16 protein-coding genes are annotated in these 20,599 nt (G+C 64.2%); 6 read left to right on the top strand and 10 right to left on the bottom strand.

Translation table 11 applies throughout. The features are described 5' to 3' along the window. Positions 1 to 73: 73 nt before the first annotated feature. Positions 74 to 1,489, bottom strand: coding sequence for an FAD-linked oxidase C-terminal domain-containing protein (locus tag I2H36_RS00935; protein WP_196262017.1), 1,416 nt, complete (start codon positions 1,487 to 1,489; stop codon positions 74 to 76). Positions 1,490 to 1,670: 181 nt separating this feature from the next. On the opposite strand from I2H36_RS00935, the gene I2H36_RS00930 reads away from it, so the two are divergent. Then, positions 1,671 to 2,213, top strand: a complete 543-nt coding sequence (locus tag I2H36_RS00930) for a thioesterase family protein (RefSeq protein WP_196262016.1) — start codon at positions 1,671 to 1,673, stop codon at positions 2,211 to 2,213. Here I2H36_RS00930 and I2H36_RS00925 read toward each other — a convergent pair. Next, positions 2,210 to 2,494 carry a hypothetical protein gene (locus tag I2H36_RS00925; protein ID WP_196262015.1) on the bottom strand — a complete coding sequence of 95 codons (285 nt, stop codon included), beginning with the start codon at positions 2,492 to 2,494 and terminating at the stop codon, positions 2,210 to 2,212. The genes I2H36_RS00930 and I2H36_RS00925 overlap by 4 nt on opposite strands. A gap of 149 nt (positions 2,495 to 2,643) precedes the next feature. Here I2H36_RS00925 and I2H36_RS00920 point away from each other — a divergent pair, with 149 nt between their 5' ends. Both I2H36_RS00920 and I2H36_RS00915 read left to right on the top strand, forming a co-directional pair. Continuing rightward, positions 2,644 to 5,007 carry an ATP-dependent helicase gene (locus I2H36_RS00920; RefSeq protein WP_196262014.1) on the top strand — a complete coding sequence of 788 codons (2,364 nt, stop codon included), beginning with the start codon at positions 2,644 to 2,646 and terminating at the stop codon, positions 5,005 to 5,007. Positions 5,008 to 5,366: 359 nt separating this feature from the next. Beyond that, the gene (locus I2H36_RS00915) at positions 5,367 to 6,638 is read left to right on the top strand and encodes an SAM-dependent methyltransferase (protein WP_196262013.1); all 1,272 of its coding nucleotides are present in this window, start codon (positions 5,367 to 5,369) and stop codon (positions 6,636 to 6,638) included. A gap of 34 nt (positions 6,639 to 6,672) precedes the next feature. On the opposite strand, the gene I2H36_RS00910 is transcribed toward I2H36_RS00915, so the two are convergent. After that, the gene (locus tag I2H36_RS00910) at positions 6,673 to 7,548 is read right to left on the bottom strand and encodes an SDR family NAD(P)-dependent oxidoreductase (RefSeq protein ID WP_196262012.1); all 876 of its coding nucleotides are present in this window, start codon (positions 7,546 to 7,548) and stop codon (positions 6,673 to 6,675) included. 153 nt (positions 7,549 to 7,701) lie between these two features. On the opposite strand from I2H36_RS00910, the gene I2H36_RS00905 reads away from it, so the two are divergent. Then, a complete protein-coding gene (locus tag I2H36_RS00905) occupies positions 7,702 to 8,622 on the top strand; it encodes a 50S ribosomal protein L11 methyltransferase (RefSeq protein ID WP_196262011.1) in 921 nt (306 codons plus the stop codon). Positions 8,623 to 8,762: 140 nt separating this feature from the next. Here I2H36_RS00905 and I2H36_RS00900 read toward each other — a convergent pair whose 3' ends face one another. Next, entirely contained in the window at positions 8,763 to 8,987 is a 225-nt protein-coding gene (locus I2H36_RS00900; RefSeq protein ID WP_196262010.1) for a hypothetical protein, read from the bottom strand. A gap of 290 nt (positions 8,988 to 9,277) precedes the next feature. Here I2H36_RS00900 and I2H36_RS00895 point away from each other — a divergent pair, with 290 nt between their 5' ends. After that, positions 9,278 to 11,098 carry an aminopeptidase P family protein gene (locus I2H36_RS00895; protein ID WP_196262009.1) on the top strand — a complete coding sequence of 607 codons (1,821 nt, stop codon included), beginning with the start codon at positions 9,278 to 9,280 and terminating at the stop codon, positions 11,096 to 11,098. 65 nt (positions 11,099 to 11,163) lie between these two features. On the opposite strand, the gene I2H36_RS00890 is transcribed toward I2H36_RS00895, so the two are convergent. From I2H36_RS00890 to ligA, 4 genes are all read right to left on the bottom strand, one after another. Further along, complete coding sequence (locus I2H36_RS00890) at positions 11,164 to 11,463, bottom strand: AzlD family protein (RefSeq protein WP_196262008.1); 300 nt, start codon at positions 11,461 to 11,463, stop codon at positions 11,164 to 11,166. Then, on the bottom strand, positions 11,460 to 12,170 hold the full coding sequence (locus tag I2H36_RS00885; RefSeq protein WP_196262007.1) for an AzlC family ABC transporter permease: 711 nt from the start codon (positions 12,168 to 12,170) through the stop codon (positions 11,460 to 11,462). Before I2H36_RS00885 ends, I2H36_RS00890 begins: the two co-directional genes overlap by 4 nt. Before the next feature lie 66 nt (positions 12,171 to 12,236). Continuing rightward, positions 12,237 to 13,103 carry a helix-turn-helix transcriptional regulator gene (locus I2H36_RS00880; protein ID WP_196262006.1) on the bottom strand — a complete coding sequence of 289 codons (867 nt, stop codon included), beginning with the start codon at positions 13,101 to 13,103 and terminating at the stop codon, positions 12,237 to 12,239. Positions 13,104 to 13,149: 46 nt separating this feature from the next. Then, complete coding sequence (gene ligA / locus I2H36_RS00875; RefSeq protein WP_196262005.1) at positions 13,150 to 15,306, bottom strand: NAD-dependent DNA ligase LigA; 2,157 nt, start codon at positions 15,304 to 15,306, stop codon at positions 13,150 to 13,152. Between the two features lie 1,023 nt (positions 15,307 to 16,329). Here ligA and I2H36_RS00870 point away from each other — a divergent pair. Then, positions 16,330 to 17,367, top strand: coding sequence for an NAD-dependent epimerase/dehydratase family protein (locus I2H36_RS00870; protein WP_196262004.1), 1,038 nt, complete (start codon positions 16,330 to 16,332; stop codon positions 17,365 to 17,367). Positions 17,368 to 17,393: 26 nt separating this feature from the next. Here I2H36_RS00870 and I2H36_RS00865 read toward each other — a convergent pair whose 3' ends face one another. Beyond that, entirely contained in the window at positions 17,394 to 18,812 is a 1,419-nt protein-coding gene (locus I2H36_RS00865; protein WP_196262003.1) for a M20/M25/M40 family metallo-hydrolase, read from the bottom strand. A 110-nt stretch (positions 18,813 to 18,922) separates the two neighbouring features. Next, complete coding sequence (gene recN, locus I2H36_RS00860; protein WP_196262002.1) at positions 18,923 to 20,599, bottom strand: DNA repair protein RecN; 1,677 nt, start codon at positions 20,597 to 20,599, stop codon at positions 18,923 to 18,925.

Raw genomic sequence — 20,599 nt, 5'->3', positions numbered from 1 at the left:
TTTCTCCGTTACTCTGACACGTCCTTACCCCATGACAGCAAGGACCGGGAGCGCTGTTCACCGTGTTCCACCGTCAAAGCGCGATGATCTTGCCCGGATTCATGATGTTGTGAGGATCGATGGCCTGTTTCAAGACGCGCATGAGGCCGAGCGCCGCCGGCCCATGCTCAATCTCCAGGTACTTCATCTTCTTCTGACCGACGCCATGCTCGCCTGTGCAGGTGCCTTCCATGGCCACCGCCCGCCGCACGAGCCGGTCTACAAAGGCCTCGCAGGCCTCGATTTCGGCCGGATCATCCGTGTTCACGAGGGGCTGGACGTGGAAATTGCCGTCGCCTACGTGGCCCACGATGGGGGCGATGAGCCCGCTCTCGAGAATGTCCTGCTTCGTGGCATCCACGCATTCGGCAAGACGCGAGATCGGCACGCAGACATCGGTCGCCACCGATTGGGCGCCCGGCCGCAGGCCCTTGGCGGCCCAATAGGCGTCATGCCTAGCCTGCCAGAGGCGCGAGCGCTCCTCGGGCTTCGTAGCCCATTCGAAAGGTCCGCCGCTGAACTCGGCCGCGATCTCGCCGAAGCGCTCCGCCTGCTCCTGCACGCCGGCTTCGGAGCCGTGGAATTCCAGCAGCAGCAAAGGGCTCTCCGGCAGGGTGAGCTTGGAGTGGAGGTTGACCGCCCTCACCTGCACCTCGTCGAGCAGCTCGATGCGGGCCACCGGGATGCCGGACTGGATCGTCATGATCACGGCGTCGCAGGCCGCCTTCACCGACGGGAACGGGCAGATTCCGGCCGAGATCGCCTCAGGGATACCGTTGAGCTTGAGGGTGATCTCGGTGACGATACCCAGCGTCCCCTCCGAGCCGATCAGGAGCCTCGTGAGATCGTATCCCGCCGAACTCTTCTTGGCGCGGCTTGCCGTCTTCACGATCTCGCCACTGGGCAGCACCGCGGTGAGCGCAAGCACGACGTCCTTCATGGTTCCGTAGCGCACCGCATTGGTCCCGGACGCCCGTGTGGCGACCATGCCGCCGATGGAAGCGTCGGCCCCGGGATCGATGGGGAAGAACAGGCCCTTGTCGCGCAAGTGCTCGTTGAGCTCCTTGCGAGTCACGCCGGCCTCGACCACGCAGTCCAGATCCTCGTCATGCACGGCTATGATGCGCTTCATCAGGCTCAGATCGATACTAACGCCGCCGTATGGGGCGTTGACGTGCCCTTCCAGCGAGGTACCGGTGCCGTAGGGGATGATCGGGATCTTGTGCACGGCGCAAAGCTTCACGATCTCCGACACCTCCTCGGTCGTCCGGGGATACACCACGATGTCCGGCGGCTGGTTCTTCACCCAGGTGAGCGAGTGGCCGTGCTGCTCTCGAACGGCGGCCGAGACTGCGACCCGGTCGCCTAGGCGACGCGTCAACTCGGCCTGGAGGGAGGCAAGGGCGGCATCGCTGGCTTTTTGGCGGACGGCAGCGTGGGGCGTATTCATGGAGGCTTCAGATCCGGTTGTAATGCTCACGGGATCCATAGCTACCAGAACCGTTGCAAAGGCAACACTCCGATGAGAAAGATGCCGCACCCATCATGCACAGGCTGCCGGATCGTGCTAACATTGTTTCTTCCAGCGCGAGGGGATGGGCCTCTGGGACGGATCGAAGGACGAGACTGACATGGAAAAGCGGACCCCCGTCTTTTTCTTCGCGCCCTTCGTGTCCTCCACGATGCGGGTCGAGTCCGCCTGGATCGACTACAATGGCCACATGAACATGGCCTACTACCATGTCCTCTTCGACCGGGCCGTGGAAGAGGGCTTCAGCCTCGTCGGCCTGGGCCAGGACTACCTGGAGAAGCGCAAGGCTTCGTTCTTCGCGGCCGAGATCCACACCACCTACAAACGCGAACTGGCGATGCACGATAGAGTGCGCGTCACGCTCCAACTAGTCGACTTCGACGAAAAGCGCATCCATTACTACATGGAAATCCGCCATGCGGGCGAAGGCTGGGTTGCCGCCACCATGGAAGGCCTGTCCCTTCACGTGGACATGGAAACCCGCAAGGTCAGCCCCTTCCCGGATGACATCATGGCTAACCTCGCCGTGATGAAGACCACCCATGCCCGGCTGCCGAAACCATCGGCCTTGGGCCGTGTCATCGGCATTCCGCATCGAACCGAGATTCAGGAGGCCTTGTCAGTCTCGGGCACTCGACACTAGCAGCTGATCGAACCCCGTGGGCAGGCTCCGGGACGAATTGAGGGCAATGAGCGGGGCGCAAAGAGACGCTCGCGCTGGATATCCTGGCGGATCTGGTTGTTCTCCATCTGGATCCGCTCTTCCAAGTTCAGCAACTGCTGATCCTGCCGGATCCGACGGTTAGTGTCCTTCGCAGATCGCTCGGAAGGGCTTACTCGCGGCAGGCGCGTTTGAGCGTCCGCGGGAATGGATAGAGGCAGGACGAAGCTGGAAACGACGGCTACTGCCACCATGAAACGCATGGCACATTCCTTTTCGAGCAGGTCATTCTCATATGGGAACAAGGCCCCTCGTCAACAATGACATTTTGGTCCCAAAGTTCGCGCCTGCGGCAGGATCGACAGGCATTCCGGGCTCGACGCCGTTCGCCTTTTGATCCATGGTCCCGCCGATGAATCAGTCCGATCCCAGACCCGATCCGCAGGACAGCTTGGCCCATGAGCCGGCGTCCGGCTCGCTGAGCGCCCGCGCCCGTGCGGCGGTTGCGCCGCAATCTCCGTACCTGAACGGCCTGAACCCGGAACAGCGCGCCGCCGTCGAGGCGACCGAGGGTCCGGTCCTCGTGCTAGCCGGCGCCGGCACGGGCAAGACCCGTGTGCTTACCACCCGGATCGCCCACCTGATCGCGACCGGCAAAGCCTACCCGTCCCAGATCCTGTCCGTGACCTTCACCAACAAGGCCGCTCGGGAGATGCGCGAGCGCATCACCGCCGTCATCGGCCCCGTGGCCGAGGGCATGCAGTGGCTCGGCACGTTCCACTCCATCGGCACCAAGATCCTGCGCCGCCATGCGGAGCTGGTGGGCCTGCGCTCCGACTTCACGATTTTAGGCACCGACGACCAGCTCCGCCTGATGAAACAGGTGATCGAGGCCGAGGGCATCGACGAGAAGCGCTGGCCGGCCCGGCAGTTGGCCGGCCACATCGACGGCTGGAAAAACCGAGGCCTCGGGCCCGATCAGGTGCCGGCCGGCGAAGCCGGAGCCTTTGCCAATGGCAAGGGCGGGCGGCTCTACCGCGCCTATCAGGAACGCCTCAAGACCCTGAACGCCGTCGATTTCGGCGATCTGCTGCTCGAATGCCTGCGCCTGTGGCGTGAGCATCCGGATATTCTGGAGCAGTATCAAAACCGCTTCCGCTACATGCTGGTGGACGAGTATCAGGACACTAACGTGGCCCAATATCTCTGGCTGCGGCTTCTCGCCCAGGCGCGCAAGAACCTGTGCTGCGTCGGCGATGATGACCAGTCGATCTATGGCTGGCGTGGTGCTGAGGTCGACAACATCCTGCGCTTCGAGCACGATTTTCCCGGCGCGACCGTGGTCCGTCTGGAGCGCAATTACCGCTCCACCGGCCACATCCTCTCCGCCGCGTCTGGCCTCATCGCCAAGAACCAGGGCCGCCTCGGCAAGACCCTGCGTACCGAGGACGAGCTAGGCGAGAAGGTGACGATCACCGGCGCCTGGGACTCCGAGGAAGAAGCCCGACTCATCGGCGAGGAGATCGAGGCGCTGCACGCCAAGAAGCACTCGCTGTCCGAGATCGCCATCCTGGTGCGTATTTCCGCCCAGATGCGCGAGATCGAAGACCGGCTCGTGACGCTCGGTGTGCCGTATCGGGTCATCGGCGGCCCGCGCTTTTACGAGCGCGCAGAAATCCGCGATGCGCTCGCTTATTTGCGCGTCGTCAACCAGCCTGCGGACGACCTTGCCTTCGAGCGCATCGTGAACACGCCGAAGCGCGGCCTGGGCGATGCGACGATCCAGGTGCTGCACAATCATGCCCGCGCCGCTCGTGTACCCCTGATGGAGGCCGCGCGTTTCATCGTCGAGACCGATGAGCTGAAGCCGAAGCCGCGCGCCACCCTTCGCGATCTGCTCATCTCCTTCGGAAGGTGGGCGAAGCTGTCCGAGACCCTGTCTCAGTCCGAAGTCGCCCAGACGGTGCTGGAGGAATCCGGCTATACCGACATGTGGCAGAAGGACAAATCGGCGGATGCAGCGGGGCGATTGGAAAACCTCAAGGAGCTCGTGCGCTCCATGGAGGAATTCCCCGACCTGCAGAGCTTCCTTGAGCACGTGTCGCTCGTGATGGAAGCCAACGAATCCGACACCACTGAGCGCGTGAGCCTGATGACGCTCCATGCGGCCAAGGGCCTGGAATTCGACACCGTGTTCCTGCCCGGCTGGGAGGAAGGCCTCTTCCCGAACCAGCGGGCCCTCGACGAGAGCGGCCGCGCGGGCCTTGAGGAAGAGCGGCGCCTCGCCCATGTGGGCATCACCCGCGCCCGGCGCCGGGCGAAGATCTATTTTGCCTCCAACAGGCGCATCCACGGCCTGTGGAACTCGACGGTGCCGAGCCGCTTCGTTGACGACCTGCCTGAATCGAACGTGGAGATCGCCGAGGCTCCGGCCAACTTCTCCCATGGCGGATCACGCTTCGACCGCATGCAGCCCTTCAGCGGCTCGTCCTACCAGACTCCCGGATGGCAGCGAGCTCAGGCCCATCGTGCAGCGACCGATGACGGCGGCTATTCCGCCCGGCGTTCCGGCGAACGGCGCGGGCCCATGCTGATCGAGGGCGAGCTGGTGGCGAAATCCACCGGCGGTTCAGGCTTCACGCTGGGCGGGCGCGTCCTGCACACCAAGTTCGGTCCCGGGACCATCGAGGCCGTGGACGGCAACAAGCTCACGGTCGAGTTCGACAAGGCCGGGCGGAAGATGGTGCTCGACAGTTTCGTCGAGGCGATGGGCTGAGCCGCAACGTCTCCAACTGTCATTCCGGGGCCCAGCAGGCGAGCCCGGAATGACAGCGAAAAGCACCTCAGAGGTGACAATGCCCGGCATGAGGCCGGGCATGACGCAGAACAACGATTTGAACTGGCGACTACTCCGCAGCAGCCGGCGGCACGGGAGCCAGCGGGGTGCCGTAAGTGCGGGGATCGAGTGGCGTCTCTCAGCCCCGCAAGAGTCAGCCTTTCCAACAAAAGCGATTCCCGTTGTTCCCGATTGAGGTCATGGTTCCTGTGCTTTAGGCGACTTCCGACCTCCCTCTAGCCACCCGCTCGCAACTGTGGAACCATCCGGTTCAGAGGACCAAACCTGAAGAGGTGCCGATGTTTCCCTTGTCGAGCATGCTGAAATCTTTCGTCCGCGCTGGAAACCTGAAGGTGATCGACGCGGAGGGCGGCATTCACACGTTCGGCGGCGAGAAGCCGGGACCGAGCGTCACCATGCGGCTAACGGACCGTTCGCTCTATCACAAGCTGTTCCTCAACCCGGAACTGCATGCAGGCGAAGCCTATATGGACGGCCGTATGAGCTTCGAGGAAGGCTCCAGCTTACGAGACTTCCTGAACCTCTTCTCGATGAACCGCTCGTCCTTGGCAAACTATCCGCTGCAGAGCGTGCTCAAGCGCATCTCGCGGGGTGTGAAGCGCTTCCAGCAGGCGAACCCCGTCGGCAAGGCACAACAGAACGTGGCGCATCACTACGATCTGGGCAACGACTTCTACAAGCTCTTCCTCGACAAGGGCATGCAGTATTCCTGCGCCTATTTCATCAACGATAACGACACGCTGGAAGAGGCGCAGCAGAACAAACTGCGGCTGATCGCATCGAAGCTTCGGCTGAAGCCGGGCCTGAAGATCCTCGATATCGGCAGCGGCTGGGGCGACCTCGCCCTCTATCTCGCGGCCATGGAGGACGTGGACGTGACAGGGGTCACGCTCTCGAAAGAGCAGTACGAACTCTCCAACGAGAAGGCGCGGCGGGCGGGCCTGTCGGATCGGGTGCGCTTCGAACTGCTCGATTATCGCAAGGTCGACAGGAAGTTTGATCGCATCGTCTCGGTCGGCATGTTCGAGCATGTGGGCGTGCATCATTACGGCGAGTTCTTCGCCAAGATCAACGCGCTGCTCGACGATGAGGGGCTGATGGTGCTGCACTCCATCGGCAAGATGAGCCCTCCCGGCACGGCGAGCCCATGGCTCAGGAAATACATCTTTCCCGGCGCCTACTCGCCCGCACTGTCGGAGGTGTTCCCCACCGTCGAGCAGAACCAGCTCTGGGTGACGGATCTCGAATTTCTGCGCTTGCATTACGCGAAGACGCTCAACCACTGGCACCGGCGCTTCGAGGCGAACCGCGAGAAGATCGCCGCCATGTACGACGAGCGTTTCTGCCGCATGTTCGAGTTCTATCTCATCAGCGCCGAGACCATGTTCACCACCGGCAGCCAGCTCGTGTTCCACATGCAGCTCGCCCGCAAGCGCGATGCAGCACCGATCGTGCGCGACTACGTGACGGATGTGCAGCGCGAGTACAAGGCGAAGGAGGCGGAGCGCCTCAAGGTTCTCGAGCCGGCCAGGGAGCTGACGCCGGTGTGAAGAACCGGCATCAGCTGAACTGATCGGCTATCGCTCATGTGAGGGTCTCGTAATCCTTGTTCTTCAAACCGTCATGCGAATGACGGGTCGGCAATGTGCCGTCGGGTTGCTTCTTGAAATGCGAGGAGGCCATGGAGCCGACGGCCCCCTTGGCGATCGTCACACCGCCGTCTACCGCATAGAGCGCGCCGGTGACGTAGCTGGCCTCATCGGAAGCGAGGAAGCAGAATACGTTCGCAACCTCCTCCGGCGCACCGCGACGGCCCATCGGTGTCGCGTCGATCATCATCGACTCCATCTCCCGGTCCATAGGGCCGCTTGACTTGTGGGTCCATGCAGTGTCGATCGGACCTGGGCAGACGCAGTTGGCGCGCACACCGTAAGCCGCCTGTTCCACGGCCACGCCGCGCATGAAGGAATGAATGAAAGCCTTGGTGCCGCCGTACATGGTGTTCTTGGCGATACCGATCATGCCGGCTTCCGAACCGGTGGAAACGATGTTGCCGTAGGTCTTCTGAAGATGAGGCAGGGCAAACTTGGTCATCAGGAAGACCGAACGGACGTTTGACCGCAGGGTCTCGTCGAACTTGTCGATTGGATAATCCTGCGTTTCCGCCGCGACCAGAAACTTGCCGGCATTGTTGACGAGCACATCGATGCGCCCATAGGCATGGAGGCAGGCTTCGACGGCAGCCTCTGCATGACGCTCCTCGGCAATATCGCCAAGGTAGATCTCGGCAAAACCGCCGGCCCGGTTGATCATCCGGGCCACATCCTCCACCGGATCGTCCGGCAGGCCGACAAGGAGAAGGCGGGCGCCCTCCCGAGCAAATTTGAGAGCAATCGCCTCGCCGATGCCGGTTCCGGCACCCGTCACGATGGCAACCTTGTCGAAGAGGCGTCCGGTCATGGGGATCTCCTGAAAGGAACAAGCACAGCCATTTGCCCTCGGGCAAGACTGCTGCTGAGCGAGGGCAAAACGAGCCGCCTCCCTGACGGTTCCTCCCGGTCCTCATCTTCACGGACAGGTGACCTGCGCCTTGATGGATGGTAAGGCGACCGCATGCTTGAAGGTCTGCACCCCAACCGCCCCACTCACGTCTTCCGCATCACCACGGACGAGCGCTCCGCGCGCGCCATGACCGACATGATCGGCGAGATCTTCGATCCGGCCGAGACCGCCGTGGCGTCGTTCGAGACGGAGGATGACGGCCCCTGGCTGCTGGAAGCCTATTTCGCGCATCAGCCCGATGAGGCGGCAATCCGCAACCTGCTGCGCCCCATCGTGGGCGCGGAGGCCGACAAGGGCGTCTTCCTTCCCCTCGAGCAGAAGGATTGGGTAAAATCGTCTCTGGAGGGTCTCAAGCCCGTTCGCGCCGGCCGCATCTTCGTCCACGGCTCTCATGACCGCGAGCAACGCTTGCCCAGCGACATCGCCATCGAGATCGAGGCGGGTCTCGCCTTCGGTACCGGCCACCATGGCACCACCAAGGGCTGCCTGCTGGCCTTCGTGGACGAGCTGAAAATGCGTACGCCGCGCCATGTGCTCGACGTCGGCACTGGCACGGGCATTCTCGCGTTTGCGGCGGCGAAGGTTCTGAAGCGTCCCGTCGTGGCGGGTGATATCGACCCGGAGGCGGTTCGGGTGGCGCGGGAGAACGCGCGGCTCAATGGGATCGCGGCGTGGATGAGGCTCTATGTCGGCCCCGGCATCCGCCATGCGGAAGCGGATCGCCCCGGTCATTTCGATTTGGTCTTCGCCAATATTCTGGCCAAGCCCCTGCGGATGCTGGCACCGGCGCTAGCACGGGTTGCGAGCGATGACGGGACAATCATTCTGTCGGGTCTTCTCTACCGCGACGTCCCCGGCGTTCTGTCGGCCTATGCGCACCAGGGCTGGTATCTGCAGCGCCGCTACGATCTGGACGGCTGGGCAGCTTTGGTCATGACCCGAGGCAGCGCCCGTGCGCTGCCCCGCCTGTAGTTCCTATTACTCGGACAGAACGCCCGGATAACGCTTGGCGAGTTCGCGGCGGAGCTTGAGGGTCTCGGTCCAGACGTCGCGGACGGCCTTGAGGGCGGTGATGATGATCATGGTCTTATCTTTCTTGGCAAATGAACTGATTACAGCTTGAACGGCAAATCGTCGGATTGATCGAGGAACAGGGGCGAGTGATCCTGCCGGCGGCCGAGATCGGACATGAGTGTTTCGTGACGGCGCAGCTCCCGTGCAGCGCTCCGAGCGCGGCTCTCGATGAGAGCATTCATCACGCGGGTCGCGACCTGCGACAGCTTGGATGACGTGGTGACGGGGCTGGCAAGGTGGGAGGAAAAAACGGCTGCGGTCATGGGCTTATCTCCAACAGATCGATGCTGAAACCCTTCAGCGCTCCTCTGTTCTTGTTGTCAGGAAGATAAGCGCTGTTCGACTTTGGTAGAAGTCACATGATCACATGCAAGTCATGCACTAGCCGCAGGTCACTCCTAAATTTGATTAACATCTAGTCGTTTGGCACATAATTCTGATGCGATCTGCTCCGCAATGCAGCCTCCCTTCTAGGCAGCATTGCAGTTGCGGCCGCGCGCGCTCCAGCCTAGCGTGCGGACCTCTTCATTCCCGACTGCCGGTGCTCCTCTCCATGGCTCAATTCCAGTTCTTCGACGATACGACTTCTCCCGCCCAAGGACCTAAGCATATCGCCAAGCTGCGAGCCGAGATGGCCCGCCGGGGATTCGACGGGTTCATCGTGCCGCGCGCCGACGAGCACCAGGGCGAGTACGTGCCGAAGAGTGCAGAGCGTCTGGCATGGCTTACCGGATTTACCGGCTCGGCCGGAACAGCCGTCATCCTTCAGAACAAGGCCGCTCTCGTGGTCGACGGTCGCTATACGGTGCAGGCCGCCGAACAGGTGGATACTTCCGTCATCACGCCGGTTCAGCTGGCCGACTTCACGCCTGAGGACTGGATCACCGAGAACCTGCCGCAGGGCGGCACCTTCGCCTATGACCCCTGGCTGCACACCAGCGACAGCCTGAAGCGCCTGGAGCAGGCAGTAAGCCGGGCCGGCGGGAAGCTTGCCCCCGTCGACATGAACCTGGTCGATGTGATCTGGATCGACCGCCCGGCGCCTCCACAGGCTCCCGTGCGGCCGCATCCGCTCGACTATGCCGGTGAAGCGGCGCCCGCCAAGCTGGAGCGCATCCGGCGCAAGATGGCGGAGGCCAAGATCGACGCGCTCGTCATCTCCGATCCGCACAACCTCGCCTGGGCGTTCAACCTGCGCGGCGGCGACGTAGGGCATACGCCCCTGCCGCTCGGCTATGCCATTCTTCCCAGGGAGGGTCGCGCCAGCCTGTTCTTCGATCCCGCGAAGGTGACGAACGAGGCTGGCGACGCGGTGGGTGACCTTGCCGCGTTCGCGCCGATCAGCGGCTTCCAGGGCGCCCTCGACGCGTTGGGGCAAACAGGCGGCAATATCCGCATCGATTCGGCCACCGGCGCCGTTGCCCTGATCCGGCGCCTTGAGGCAGCGGGCGGCAAAGTCGACGTGGGGGCCGATCCCATCGCCCTCATGAAAGCTGTGAAGAACGAGGCCGAGATCGCAGGTTCGCACGCGGCGCATCTGCGTGACGGCGTGGCGGTGGCCCGCTTCCTTGCATGGCTCGACCGGGAGGCGCCCTCGGGCAAGCTGACCGAGATCAATGCCGTCGAGGCGCTGGAGGCGTTCCGCGTCGAGACCGGCGCGCTGAAAAACGTCTCGTTCCCGAGCATTTCGGGAGCAGGCCCGAACGCCGCCCTGCCCCATTACCGCGTGACCAGTACGAGCAACCGCGCCATCGAGCGCAACCAGATCTTCCTGATCGATTCCGGCGCGCAATACGAGGACGGCACCACCGACATCACCCGCACGATCATCGTGGGTGAGCCGACAGCGGAGATGAAGGATCGCTTCACCCGCGTGCTGAAAGGGCACATCGCCATCGCGCAGGCGGTGTTCCCGAAAGGCACGACGGGCGCGCAGATCGACGCGTTTGCGCGCAAGCCCCTTTGGGACGCGGGCCTCGATTTCGATCACGGCACCGGCCACGGCATCGGCAGCTATCTCTCCGTGCACGAGGGCCCGCAGCGCATCGCCAAGACCGGCCACACGCCGCTCGAGATCGGGATGATGCTGTCCAACGAGCCCGGCTTCTACAAGCCCGGCGCCTATGGCATCCGCATCGAGAACCTCATCCTCGTCGAGCCGCGCACGATCCCTGGCGGCGACCGCGAGATGATGGGCTTCGAGACGCTGTCCTTCACGCCCATCGACCTGCGCCTTGTGGAGCCGGCGATCATGACGGCGGACGAGATTGCGTGGCTCAACGCGTATCACTCCGCTGTTCAAGAGAAGATCGGCCCACACCTCGATGCCGAGACGCGCGCTTGGTTGGAGAACGCGACGCGAGCCATCGGCTAGAGAACTACAACTGTCATTCCGGGGCGGCCAACGGGCGAGCCCGGAATGACAGTGGCTGTGTGTGATCAAATCAAGTTCCGAAGCACCACGACGGCGATCACGCCGACCGCCACCGTGCCGAGCAGCGGCAGCCGGAACGCTGCTACTGCCGTAATCGCCGCCGCGATGGCTTCCGCCCAACCGGTGGTGAGCGCGGTGGGCGCAATCACGGCCACGAGCACCGCCGGCGGAATGGCGTCGAAGGCGGCTTTTGCGCGGCCCGTGAGCACAAGACGGTCGGCTACGAACAGGCCCGCGATGCGCGTAAAATAGGTCACAAGCGCCATGGCCAGGATGGCGATCAGAGTTGTCGTGTCGAGGCTCATGAGCGCGCCTCCTGAGGGGCTGCGAGGTAAGCTGCGGCAATCCCTGCGAGTGCACCCGATGCCACGTGCCAGGGTGCGCCGATGAAGTAATGCACGAGGGCCGCGACAGCAGCACTGGAGGCAACCGTCACCAGCGTCACGCGGCTTTTCCCGAAGCCGGCGACGAGCCCGATGAACAGCGCCGTGAAGGCGAAGTCGGCGCCGATGCGCTCAGGGCTACCGAGGAAGGAACCGAGGATGGCACCGATGGTCGACGAGAGCGTCCAGTTTGCCCACAGCACCACGGCCATGACAAACCAATAGGCTCCCGTCACGGGCCGCTCCAGCGCGCGGCGTTCGGACAAAGCCCAGGCCTCGTCGGTGAGAAAGAAATAGGCCAGCAGGGTCTGGACCCGTGACATGCGGACCTTCGGCGTGAGCGATGCCCCCATCAGCACATGCCGAGCATTGATCAGCAGAGTCGCGAAGGCGAGCGTCAGGATTGGCGCGGGATGAATCCAGGTCTCGATGGCGGCGAACTGAGCACCGCCTGCAAAGACGAGCGCGGACATCAACATGACCTCGAGGGTCGACATGCCCTTGGCGGCAGCAATCGCGCCGAACAGGAGACCGATGGGCAGAGCCGCAACGGCCACCGGCGCGATGTCGCGCAGGCCCGCCTGGATGTCCCGGCGCGGTGTGGAGACGAAGGGGTTTGCCTGATCCATGACCGTCCTCATTGTCCCGGCCTTATGCGGTATGAATCCTGGGACGTCTTGGATGAAAGTGCGGTTTCAAGCAGTTCGATATGCCCCTGGCGTCACGCCCATGCGGGCCTTGAAGACCCGGTTAAGATGGCTCTGGTCGAAGAAGCCGCAGGCCGCTGCCACATCGCCCGGAACCTCGCCCTGCCCCAGCAACCGGGTCGCGGCCCGGAAACGGCGGTCGAGGAGATAGGCATGGGGCGTCAGCCCGGTCTCCTTGGCGAAGGCGCGGATGAAATGGCTGCGCGACAGCCCCGCCAGATTGGCCAAGTTGGCGAGGTCAGCCTCCTCGCCGATATGCTCATCCAGGTAGTCTCGCACCCGCAGGATGCTTGTCGAGCCATAGCGGACGCTCGGCAGGGCATCGAGATCGGCCCAGCGGGCAATCAGACGGCTCAGGAAATCGATGAGCCGGGTGTCCTGCTCCATCTCGGAGGCCCAGCTGTCCTCCTGGCAGAGGCAGGCATGGAGCCTGACCTGAGCCTGAAACAGCGCGGGATCGTCGATGACGGAATGCCGAAACCAGGGTGGACGGGAGAGCGGACGCCCGGCCACATCCTCGGCGATCTCCTGCATCAGCTCCGGCGAGGGATAGAAGGTGCGGTACTCGAAGCCGCCGCCATAGGGTTCGCCGTCATGGATCTCGTCGGGGCAGACGACGGCCACGCAGCCGGCCGGAACATAACGCTGCTCGCCCCGATGGAAGAACGTCTCGCAGCCGGCAAGCACGGCCGCGATAGCATAGGTGTCGTGGCTGTGGCGGGCGTAGGCGTGACGGCAGAAGGTCGCGCGCAGGCAGTCGAGGCCGCGATAGCGCGGCACCCGCCAGAAATGCGTCACGTCGCCCGCTCCGACCTGGGCAGGATCGAGCGAGACCTCCGGGGTGATCACCGTCATGGGCGCACCATGCCATATCGGGCTTGCCAAGTCTTGGACAGGAGTCTCACCCCCGACCGACAAGGGCGAACCACCCGTCCTCATCCATGACCTGGAGACCGAGCTCGGCCGCCTTGGCGAGCTTAGAGCCAGCGCCAGGGCCCGCTACCACGATATCGGTCTTCTTGGACACGGAGCCCGCCACCTTGGCCCCAAGCCGCTCGGCCATGGCTTTCGCCTCCTCGCGGGTCATCTGCTCGAGGGAGCCGGTGAACACCACGGTCTTGCCCGCGACCGGCGAACTCGCGGAGGCCGGCGCTTCCATGGGCTCAGTAGTGACTTCAGCAAGCAGCGCGTCGAGCATCTGCTCATTGTGCTGTTCTTTGAAGAACTCGACGATGGCCTCCGCCACCACCGGGCCGATGCCGCCGATGGAGGTGAGCTCGGCGTGGGCTTCCGATGTCTCGTCGGCCGCGGCCTTGGCGGTTTCGCGCAGATGCTCGAAGGTGCCGAAGTGGCGCGCGAGCAACCGCGCCGAGGTCTCGCCCACATGTGGGATGCCGAGGGCGAAGATGAAGCGGTTGAGGAAAATCGAACGGCGCGCCTGAATGGCTGCGAAGAGATTCTTCGCGCTCGTCTCGCCCCAGCCTTCCCGGTTTTCCAATCGCTTGAGGCTGCGGGCATTGCGCGCCTCCAACGTGAAGATGTCCTGCGGACGCTGGATCAATCCCTCTTCGTAGAACTCGTCGATGCGCTGCAAGCCGAGACCTTCGATGTCAAAGGCGTTGCGCGACACGAAATGCTTCAAGCGCTCTCGGGCCTGCGCCGGGCAGATGAGGCCGCCGGTGCAGCGGCGCACCGCATCTTCCTTGCCGGTGCGCGGATTGACCTCGCGCACCGCGTGGCTGCCGCAGGCCGGGCATGTGGTGGGAAACTCGTACGGCTTTGCATCGGCCGGACGCTTCTCCAGCACTACGTCGAGCACCTTGGGGATCACGTCGCCGGCGCGGTTGATGACGACCGTGTCGCCGATGCGGATGTCGACACCATTGCGGATCTTCTCGCCGTTGCCGCCGATGCCCTTGATGTAATCCTCGTTGTGCAGCGTCGCGTTCGACACCACCACGCCGCCCACCGTGACGGGCTTCAGGCGCGCAATGGGATTGAGCGATCCCGTACGGCCCACATTGATCTCGATGTCCTCCAGCACCGTGATCGCCTTCTGCGCCGGAAACTTGTGCGCCAGCGCCCAGCGCGGCGAGCGCGACACGAAGCCGAGGCGCTGCTGCAGGCTCAATGAATCGACCTTGTAGACGACGCCGTCGATGTCGTAGCCGAGATTGGCGCGGCCGGTCTCGATGGCGTGGTAATGCTCCAGCAATTCCGCAATGCTCTCGCAGCGGCGCGTCAGCGGATTGACCTTGAGGCCGAAGCTCCTGAAGCATTCCATCATACCGTGTTGCGTGTCCGCCGGCATGGTGCTGACCTCGCCCCAGGCATAGGCGAAGAAGCGCAGGGGACGCGCGGCGGTGATCGATGCATCGAGCTGGCGCAGGCTGCCCGCCGCCGCATTGCGCGGGTTGGCGAAGAGCGCCTTGCCGGCTGCCTCCTGGCGCGCGTTGATGGCGGCGAAATCCTCATGCGAGAGATAAACCTCGCCGCGCACCTCGATGATCTCCGGAACGCTCGATCCCTTCAGTTTGTGCGGAATATCGCCCACCGTGCGAGCATTGTTGGTCACGTCCTCGCCCACGGCGCCGTCGCCGCGGGTGGCGGCGGACACGAGCTTTCCATTCTCATAGCGCAGGCTGAGCGACAGTCCGTCGATCTTGGGCTCCGCCGTGAACGCCAGCGGCGCATCGTCTTTCAAATTGAGGAAGCGGCGGATGCGTTCGACGAACTCCTCCACCTCCTCATCGGCGAAGCCATTGGCAAGTGAGAGCATCGGCACGCGATGCCGGATCTTGCCGAACTTCTCCGACACCTTGGAGCCGACCTTCTGGGTCAGGCTTTCGGGCGATTTCAGCTCGGGAAATTGATCCTCCAGCGCCTCGTAGCGCTTACGCAAGGAATCGTATTCCGCGTCCGAGACGCTGGGCGCGTCCTCTTCGTAATAGCGCCGGTCATGCTCTGCGATCTCGGCACCCAGCGCCTCGTGCTCGGCACGGGCTTCGTCAGGCGTGAGGTGGTCGACGGGCTTTGAGGAGGTGTTGCGTGGGGGCATGATCGAATCGGGTTTGAGGGTGCTTGAACCATAGCGCGCCAGGGCGGAGTCTCCAGGGGCGAAGCGAGACGATGCACGGAATCCACCGTCGTCATCCCGGGAGGCGGAGGTGATCCGGGATCGTGGACAGGATGGAGGGCCAGAGGCTCACTGGTGTCATCCCCGCGTAGGCGGGGATCCATAACCACGACGTCTCAGGAAAGGGCGAGCAGTATCGCGCCTGTCTCTGCACCGGTGGCGGTTATGGATTCCGGGCTCGGCTCTACGAGCCGCCCCGGGATGACAGTGTCAGACTGGTCTTGCGATCCCGGATCAGCTTCGCCGTCCGGGATGACGTCTTTTGATGAAGCTGTGAAAGAGCCAGCGCCTTCGGGCCCGCAGCGAATGCTGCGAGCCTAAGGTTAAGATCGAGGGTGGCGCGAGTGGCAGCCCGGCTCGATGATGGATGGTGAGAAGGAAGAGCCGGAATGCCTCTTCGCGCACGGCTTGTTTAGGCGGACAGGCGAGACCAGCCCGGTGACCGCTCCAGGCGTGGCCCGTCTGCTCGACGGGGGCCTGCAACCGATTCCGACCACCGGCCCACAGCCTGGGCCTCCTGTCGACACGGCTTGCGAAGCCATGCCACAGGACCGTGTCTGCCCCCACACTGCGACGCCTCGCGAGCGCGCCCCTCGATAGGAACAGATCTATACAACGATATAGCCCCGCTTAGGAGAATTGTCAAGAACAAATTGAGAACATTTCTTCCGCTCGACCACTGTCATTCCCGGCCGGAGCGCAGCGGAGGGAATGCATCGTGCCATGGGTGTGAGTGAATTCCCCTTCCCTCGCCTGCGGCTCGCCGGGGATGACAGCCGGACTTTTTTCGCTCGTCTTCTCAGCCGGTCAGCAAGGCCTCGTACCTCCTCTTCACCAGGCCTCACATCGATGCCGCCATCACAAGGTATGCCCCAGCGGAAGTTGACCTCTCTTTGGACCTCCGTCCTCATAGACGGATGCTCAATGTGAGTCGGGATGCCCGCGATGAATGTGCTTGTGGTCGGCGGAACGGGGTTTCTGGGCGGTGCCGTTGCGGATGCCGCGCTCAAGGCCGGCCATAAAATCACGATCTTCACCCGCGGCCAGACCGTCAATCCGGCGGTCGGCGCCGGGTTCGAGACGATTGTCGGCGACCGGCACCGTGACCTCTCAGGCCTCAGAGGCCGCAGCTTCGACCTTGTGGTCGACACCTGCGCTTTCGCGCCCGAGGCCGTGGCGAGCCTGCTCGATGCCCTCTCCCCGAGTATCGGCCGTTACGCGCTCGTGTCGAGCGTTTCCGTCTATGCGGGTTTCACAGAGCCCGGCCTGACGGAACAGGCCCCGGCGAGCCGTGCGACACCCGAGCAGATGGACCTCGCGCGATCGCTCCCCGTGGAGCAGCGCTCCAGCGCGGCCTCATATGGCACGGCCTATGGCCCGCTGAAACGCGAATGCGAGTTGGTGGCGTTCGAGCGTCTTGGGGCGAGGGCCCTCATTCTTCGCTCCGGGCTCCTGGTCGGCGCGGGCGATTACACGGACCGCCTCACCTATTGGGTGCGCCGTGTGGACCTGGGCAGGCCTGTCCCGGCTCCCGGGGATCCGAAGCGGCTCGTTCAGCTCATCGACGTGCGCGACGCCGCGCGCTTCATCGTCGAGGGTGCGGAGAGAGGTCTGGGCGGGATCTTCAACCTCATCGGCCGCCCTCTTCCTATGAGCGTACTCCTCGATTCGTGCCGTCATGTGGCGGGATCGGATGCGCGGTTCGTCTGGTGCCCGGATGAGGCAGTGCTGGCCGCAGGACTCGAGCCTTGGACGGAAGTTCCTCTCTGGCTACCGCAGGCCGATGAGGCGTTCCGCCATTTTCTGGAGATCGATACGGAAAAGGCCTTCGCCCATGGGCTTCGGACACGGCCGTTGGGTGAAACGCTCGGCAACATCCTCACTTGGGACAGGACCCGCCGTGCTACGCCCCTGAAGGCTGGGATGCCGCCGGAGAAGGAAGCTGCGCTGTTGGCGGCGGTTGAGCTAGATGCAGCCGTCTAGGCGACAGGGCGAGCGATCCTGCTTGATTATCGATCCGGCATGATCGGCCGCGCACCGCGCAGCATCTGTGTCAGCGCATCGGTCATCTGTCTGAGCACCACCCGATCCACGTTCTCCGCAGTATCGCACGCCTTGTGGTAGCAGGGATCGTAAGGCTGCCCGGCCTTGCCATCGAACCGCGCGGCATGCTCGTCGGTCTTCGCATTGCTGGCGCCGGTGAAGAGGCCGAGCGTCGGGATGTTCTTGCCAGCAAAAGCCGCATCGTCAGAGCCGAAGCCGCGCTGGTTGCGGGACCGCTCCTCCACGGCAAGGTTTTTGGACGCGAAGTGATCGATGAAGGCCTGAATGAAGCCGGCGGTCTCGGCGGTGCGCTCCGTCTGCGACAGCTGGATGAACCGCCCGAAATTCACCGAGCCGACCATGTCGAGATTGATGTAGAACCGGATCCGGCGCCGCTCGTCCTCGGAGAGCGCATCGAGGTGATGGCGCGAGCCGATGAGGCCGCGTTCCTCCGCACCCCAGAAAGCAAAGCGGATCGGCATGCCGATCCCAGCCTCCTTTGCAAGGCGCAGGGCCGTCTCAAGAACAGCGGCCGAACCGCTGGCATTGTCGTTCATGCCGGGCCCTTCCGCGACGCCGTCGAGATGCGCTCCCACCACGATGAAGGAACCGCTCGTCTCGCCGCGATCCACCAGGACATTCCGGGTGGAACGGGTGCCAGTCTCGACATCGACCTTGAGGCGCACCTGTTTGAGCGATGGATCTTGCGCCGCCTCTGCGAGCTTGCGCCCCACCTCGGTGGTTACCCCCAGCACGGGGATCGACGCCTGCGTCGACAGACGTCCACCGAAGGTGCCGGCCTGGTCCCCAGTGCCCTGATTCATGATGATGAGGCCCGCGGCTCCCGCCGCCTGGGCCAGCTCCGCCTTGGTCTGGAACGGACAGGTGCCCCGCCGCACAAGAGCGATGTGGCCTGGGATGAAGCCAGCGAAATCCTCGCGCTCGCAGCCGCTGGTCGATGTCTGCAGGGGCTCCTCGTCCAAGCCAAGATCCACCGCCTGGACGGGTGCCGCCACATCGCCGGAACCGGAGCTCGCCAGGGTGCGCAGCGCCTCGCGGGGCGGTGTGAAGGACTCGAAGGCGACAACCGGCGGAGACCGCTCGTCGAAGAACGGAAAGGTGAATTCCTCGAACCGCACATTGTAGCCTGCGGCGCGCAGTTGATCGGCAATGTATTCGGCGGAGCGGTCATATCCGGGCGTGCCAGCCGCCCTGTTGCCGCCATTCGCCGTGGCGATATCCTGCAGCGCCTGGACATGGCGGAAAGGATCGATCTGCATGGCAGAGGCCGGCAGGCCGACATCGGCGTAGGACGATGCTGCACCGATCAGCAGGGCACAGGCAGCGAGTGCGGTTCGGCGGATGTTCGGCTGCAATCGGGGCACGCGGGGCTCGTTTCCATGGCCGCACCTCTGGGTGCGGCCATGGAAAATCGGGTTAGTGCGTGCCGCAACAAGTGCGGCAGCCTGTTCCCTCACACAGACGTGAGACTAGACTAATGCGCCGCCGCTTCGAGCAGACGCGCAGCCGCCGCACGGGCTTCCTCGGTGATGGTCGCGCCGGCGAGCATGCGGGCGATCTCCTCGCGGCGCGGCGTGGCCTCGAGCGGAATGACCCGGGTGGCGACCCGGTCCTCGGCGCCGCGCACGCCCTCCTTGGCGATGAGGAAGTGACTCTCGGCCTTGGCGGCCACCTGCGGCGCGTGGGTCACGGCCATCACCTGGACCTTGCGGGCCAGACGCCCGAGGCGCTGGCCGATGGCATCCGCCACGGCGCCGCCGACGCCCGTGTCGATCTCGTCGAAAACCAGGGTCGGGGCCGAGCCCTTGTCCGCCAGCACCACCTTGAGGGCGAGCATGAAGCGCGAAAGCTCGCCGCCCGAGGCCACTTTCATGAGCGGGCCGGCGCGGGTGCCGGGATTCGTCTGAGCCCAGAACTCGACGCGCTCGAAGCCGCCTGCGTCGCGGCTCGCCTCGTCGGTGGTGATCTCAGTGATGAAACGCGCCCGCTCCAGCTTGAGCGGCGGCAGCTCCGCCTGCACGGCGGCGTCGAGGGCCTGAGCAGCCCTCCTGCGGCCGGCGGACAGCGCTTTGGCGGCCTTCACATAAGCGGCGTCGGCTTCGCTCAACGCCTTCTCCAATCCGGCAAGCTTCTCCTCGCCGGCATCGATGGCGGCCACGTCCTCCTCGAAGCGCTGGCGCAGGGAGGCCAGCTCATCGGCGGGCACGTCGTATTTGCGGGCGGCGGCGCGAAGCGCAAACAGGCGCTCCTCCGTCTGCTCCAGCTCGCGCGGGTCGTATTCAGTGGCACGGATCGCGTCTTCCAGAGCCGCGCGCGCCTCGTCGATGGCAACCAACGCGGCGTCGAGGGCCTTGACGCTCGGGTCCACGAGAGCCGGCGCCTGGGCGCCACGGCGCTCCAGCTTGCGCACGGCGGCGGAGAGCTCGTTGACCGGGGAGGCGTTGCCGGCCACGACCTCGTAGGCCTCGTTCAGGTCCGTCGACACCTTTTCGGACTGCATCATGATCACGCGGCGCTCGGCGAGGCTCTCCTCCTCGCCGGCCAGAGGGTTGAGCTTCGTCAGCTCCTCGACCGCGTGGCGCAGGAAATCGGCCTCCTTGCGGGCCTTCTGGATGCGGTTGCGATGATCCTGCAGGGCCGTGCGCGCCTCGCGCACCCGGCGAGCCGCATCGGCCACGGCCTGGTTTTCCTCTGAGAGACCACCGAAGGCATCGAGGATGGCGCGGTGAGACACGGGATCGACGAGGGCGCGATCATCGTGCTGGCCATGGATTTCGACCAGGGTCGCGCCGATGGCCTTGAGCACCTGGACGCTGACCGGCTGGTCGTTGACGAAGGCGCGGGTGCGCCCGTCAGCCACCTGCACGCGGCGCAGGATCAGGTCGCCGTCGATGTCGATATCCGCATCCGACGCAATGCGGCGGGCCGGATGATCCAGAGGGCAGTCGAAGACGGCCGTCACCTGGCCCTGGTTCTCGCCATGGCGCACGAGGCTGCCGTCGCCACGGCCGCCGAGGGCCAGGGCGAAGGCATCGAGCAGGATCGACTTGCCCGCGCCGGTTTCACCCGTGAGGACGCTCAGGCCCTCATGGAAGTGAAGCTCAAGCCTGTCGATGAGGACGATATCGCGGATCGCCAGCTGGATGAGCAT

The sequence above is a fragment of the Microvirga terrestris genome (assembly GCF_015694425.1).
Classification (GTDB): Bacteria; Pseudomonadota; Alphaproteobacteria; order Rhizobiales; family Beijerinckiaceae; genus Microvirga; species Microvirga terrestris.
The sequence above is the reverse complement of the archived record's forward strand: the minus strand, read 5'-3'. Positions and strand labels throughout refer to the sequence as shown.

Bases quoted from the DNA above. Each gene is read 5' to 3' on its own strand.
- I2H36_RS00935 (WP_196262017.1), bottom strand. From the start codon at position 1,489: ATGAATACGCCCCACGCTGCCGTCCGCCAAAAAGCCAGCGATGCCGCC.
- I2H36_RS00930 (WP_196262016.1), top strand. From the start codon at position 1,671: ATGGAAAAGCGGACCCCCGTCTTTTTCTTCGCGCCCTTCGTGTCCTCC.
- I2H36_RS00925 (WP_196262015.1), bottom strand. From the start codon at position 2,494: ATGCGTTTCATGGTGGCAGTAGCCGTCGTTTCCAGCTTCGTCCTGCCT.
- I2H36_RS00920 (WP_196262014.1), top strand. From the start codon at position 2,644: ATGAATCAGTCCGATCCCAGACCCGATCCGCAGGACAGCTTGGCCCAT.
- I2H36_RS00915 (WP_196262013.1), top strand. From the start codon at position 5,367: ATGTTTCCCTTGTCGAGCATGCTGAAATCTTTCGTCCGCGCTGGAAAC.
- I2H36_RS00910 (WP_196262012.1), bottom strand. From the start codon at position 7,548: ATGACCGGACGCCTCTTCGACAAGGTTGCCATCGTGACGGGTGCCGGA.
- I2H36_RS00905 (WP_196262011.1), top strand. From the start codon at position 7,702: ATGCTTGAAGGTCTGCACCCCAACCGCCCCACTCACGTCTTCCGCATC.
- I2H36_RS00900 (WP_196262010.1), bottom strand. From the start codon at position 8,987: ATGACCGCAGCCGTTTTTTCCTCCCACCTTGCCAGCCCCGTCACCACG.
- I2H36_RS00895 (WP_196262009.1), top strand. From the start codon at position 9,278: ATGGCTCAATTCCAGTTCTTCGACGATACGACTTCTCCCGCCCAAGGA.
- I2H36_RS00890 (WP_196262008.1), bottom strand. From the start codon at position 11,463: ATGAGCCTCGACACGACAACTCTGATCGCCATCCTGGCCATGGCGCTT.
- I2H36_RS00885 (WP_196262007.1), bottom strand. From the start codon at position 12,170: ATGGATCAGGCAAACCCCTTCGTCTCCACACCGCGCCGGGACATCCAG.
- I2H36_RS00880 (WP_196262006.1), bottom strand. From the start codon at position 13,103: ATGACGGTGATCACCCCGGAGGTCTCGCTCGATCCTGCCCAGGTCGGA.
- ligA (WP_196262005.1), bottom strand. From the start codon at position 15,306: ATGCCCCCACGCAACACCTCCTCAAAGCCCGTCGACCACCTCACGCCT.
- I2H36_RS00870 (WP_196262004.1), top strand. From the start codon at position 16,330: ATGAATGTGCTTGTGGTCGGCGGAACGGGGTTTCTGGGCGGTGCCGTT.
- recN (WP_196262002.1), bottom strand. From the start codon at position 20,599: ATGCTCATCCAGCTGGCGATCCGCGATATCGTCCTCATCGACAGGCTT.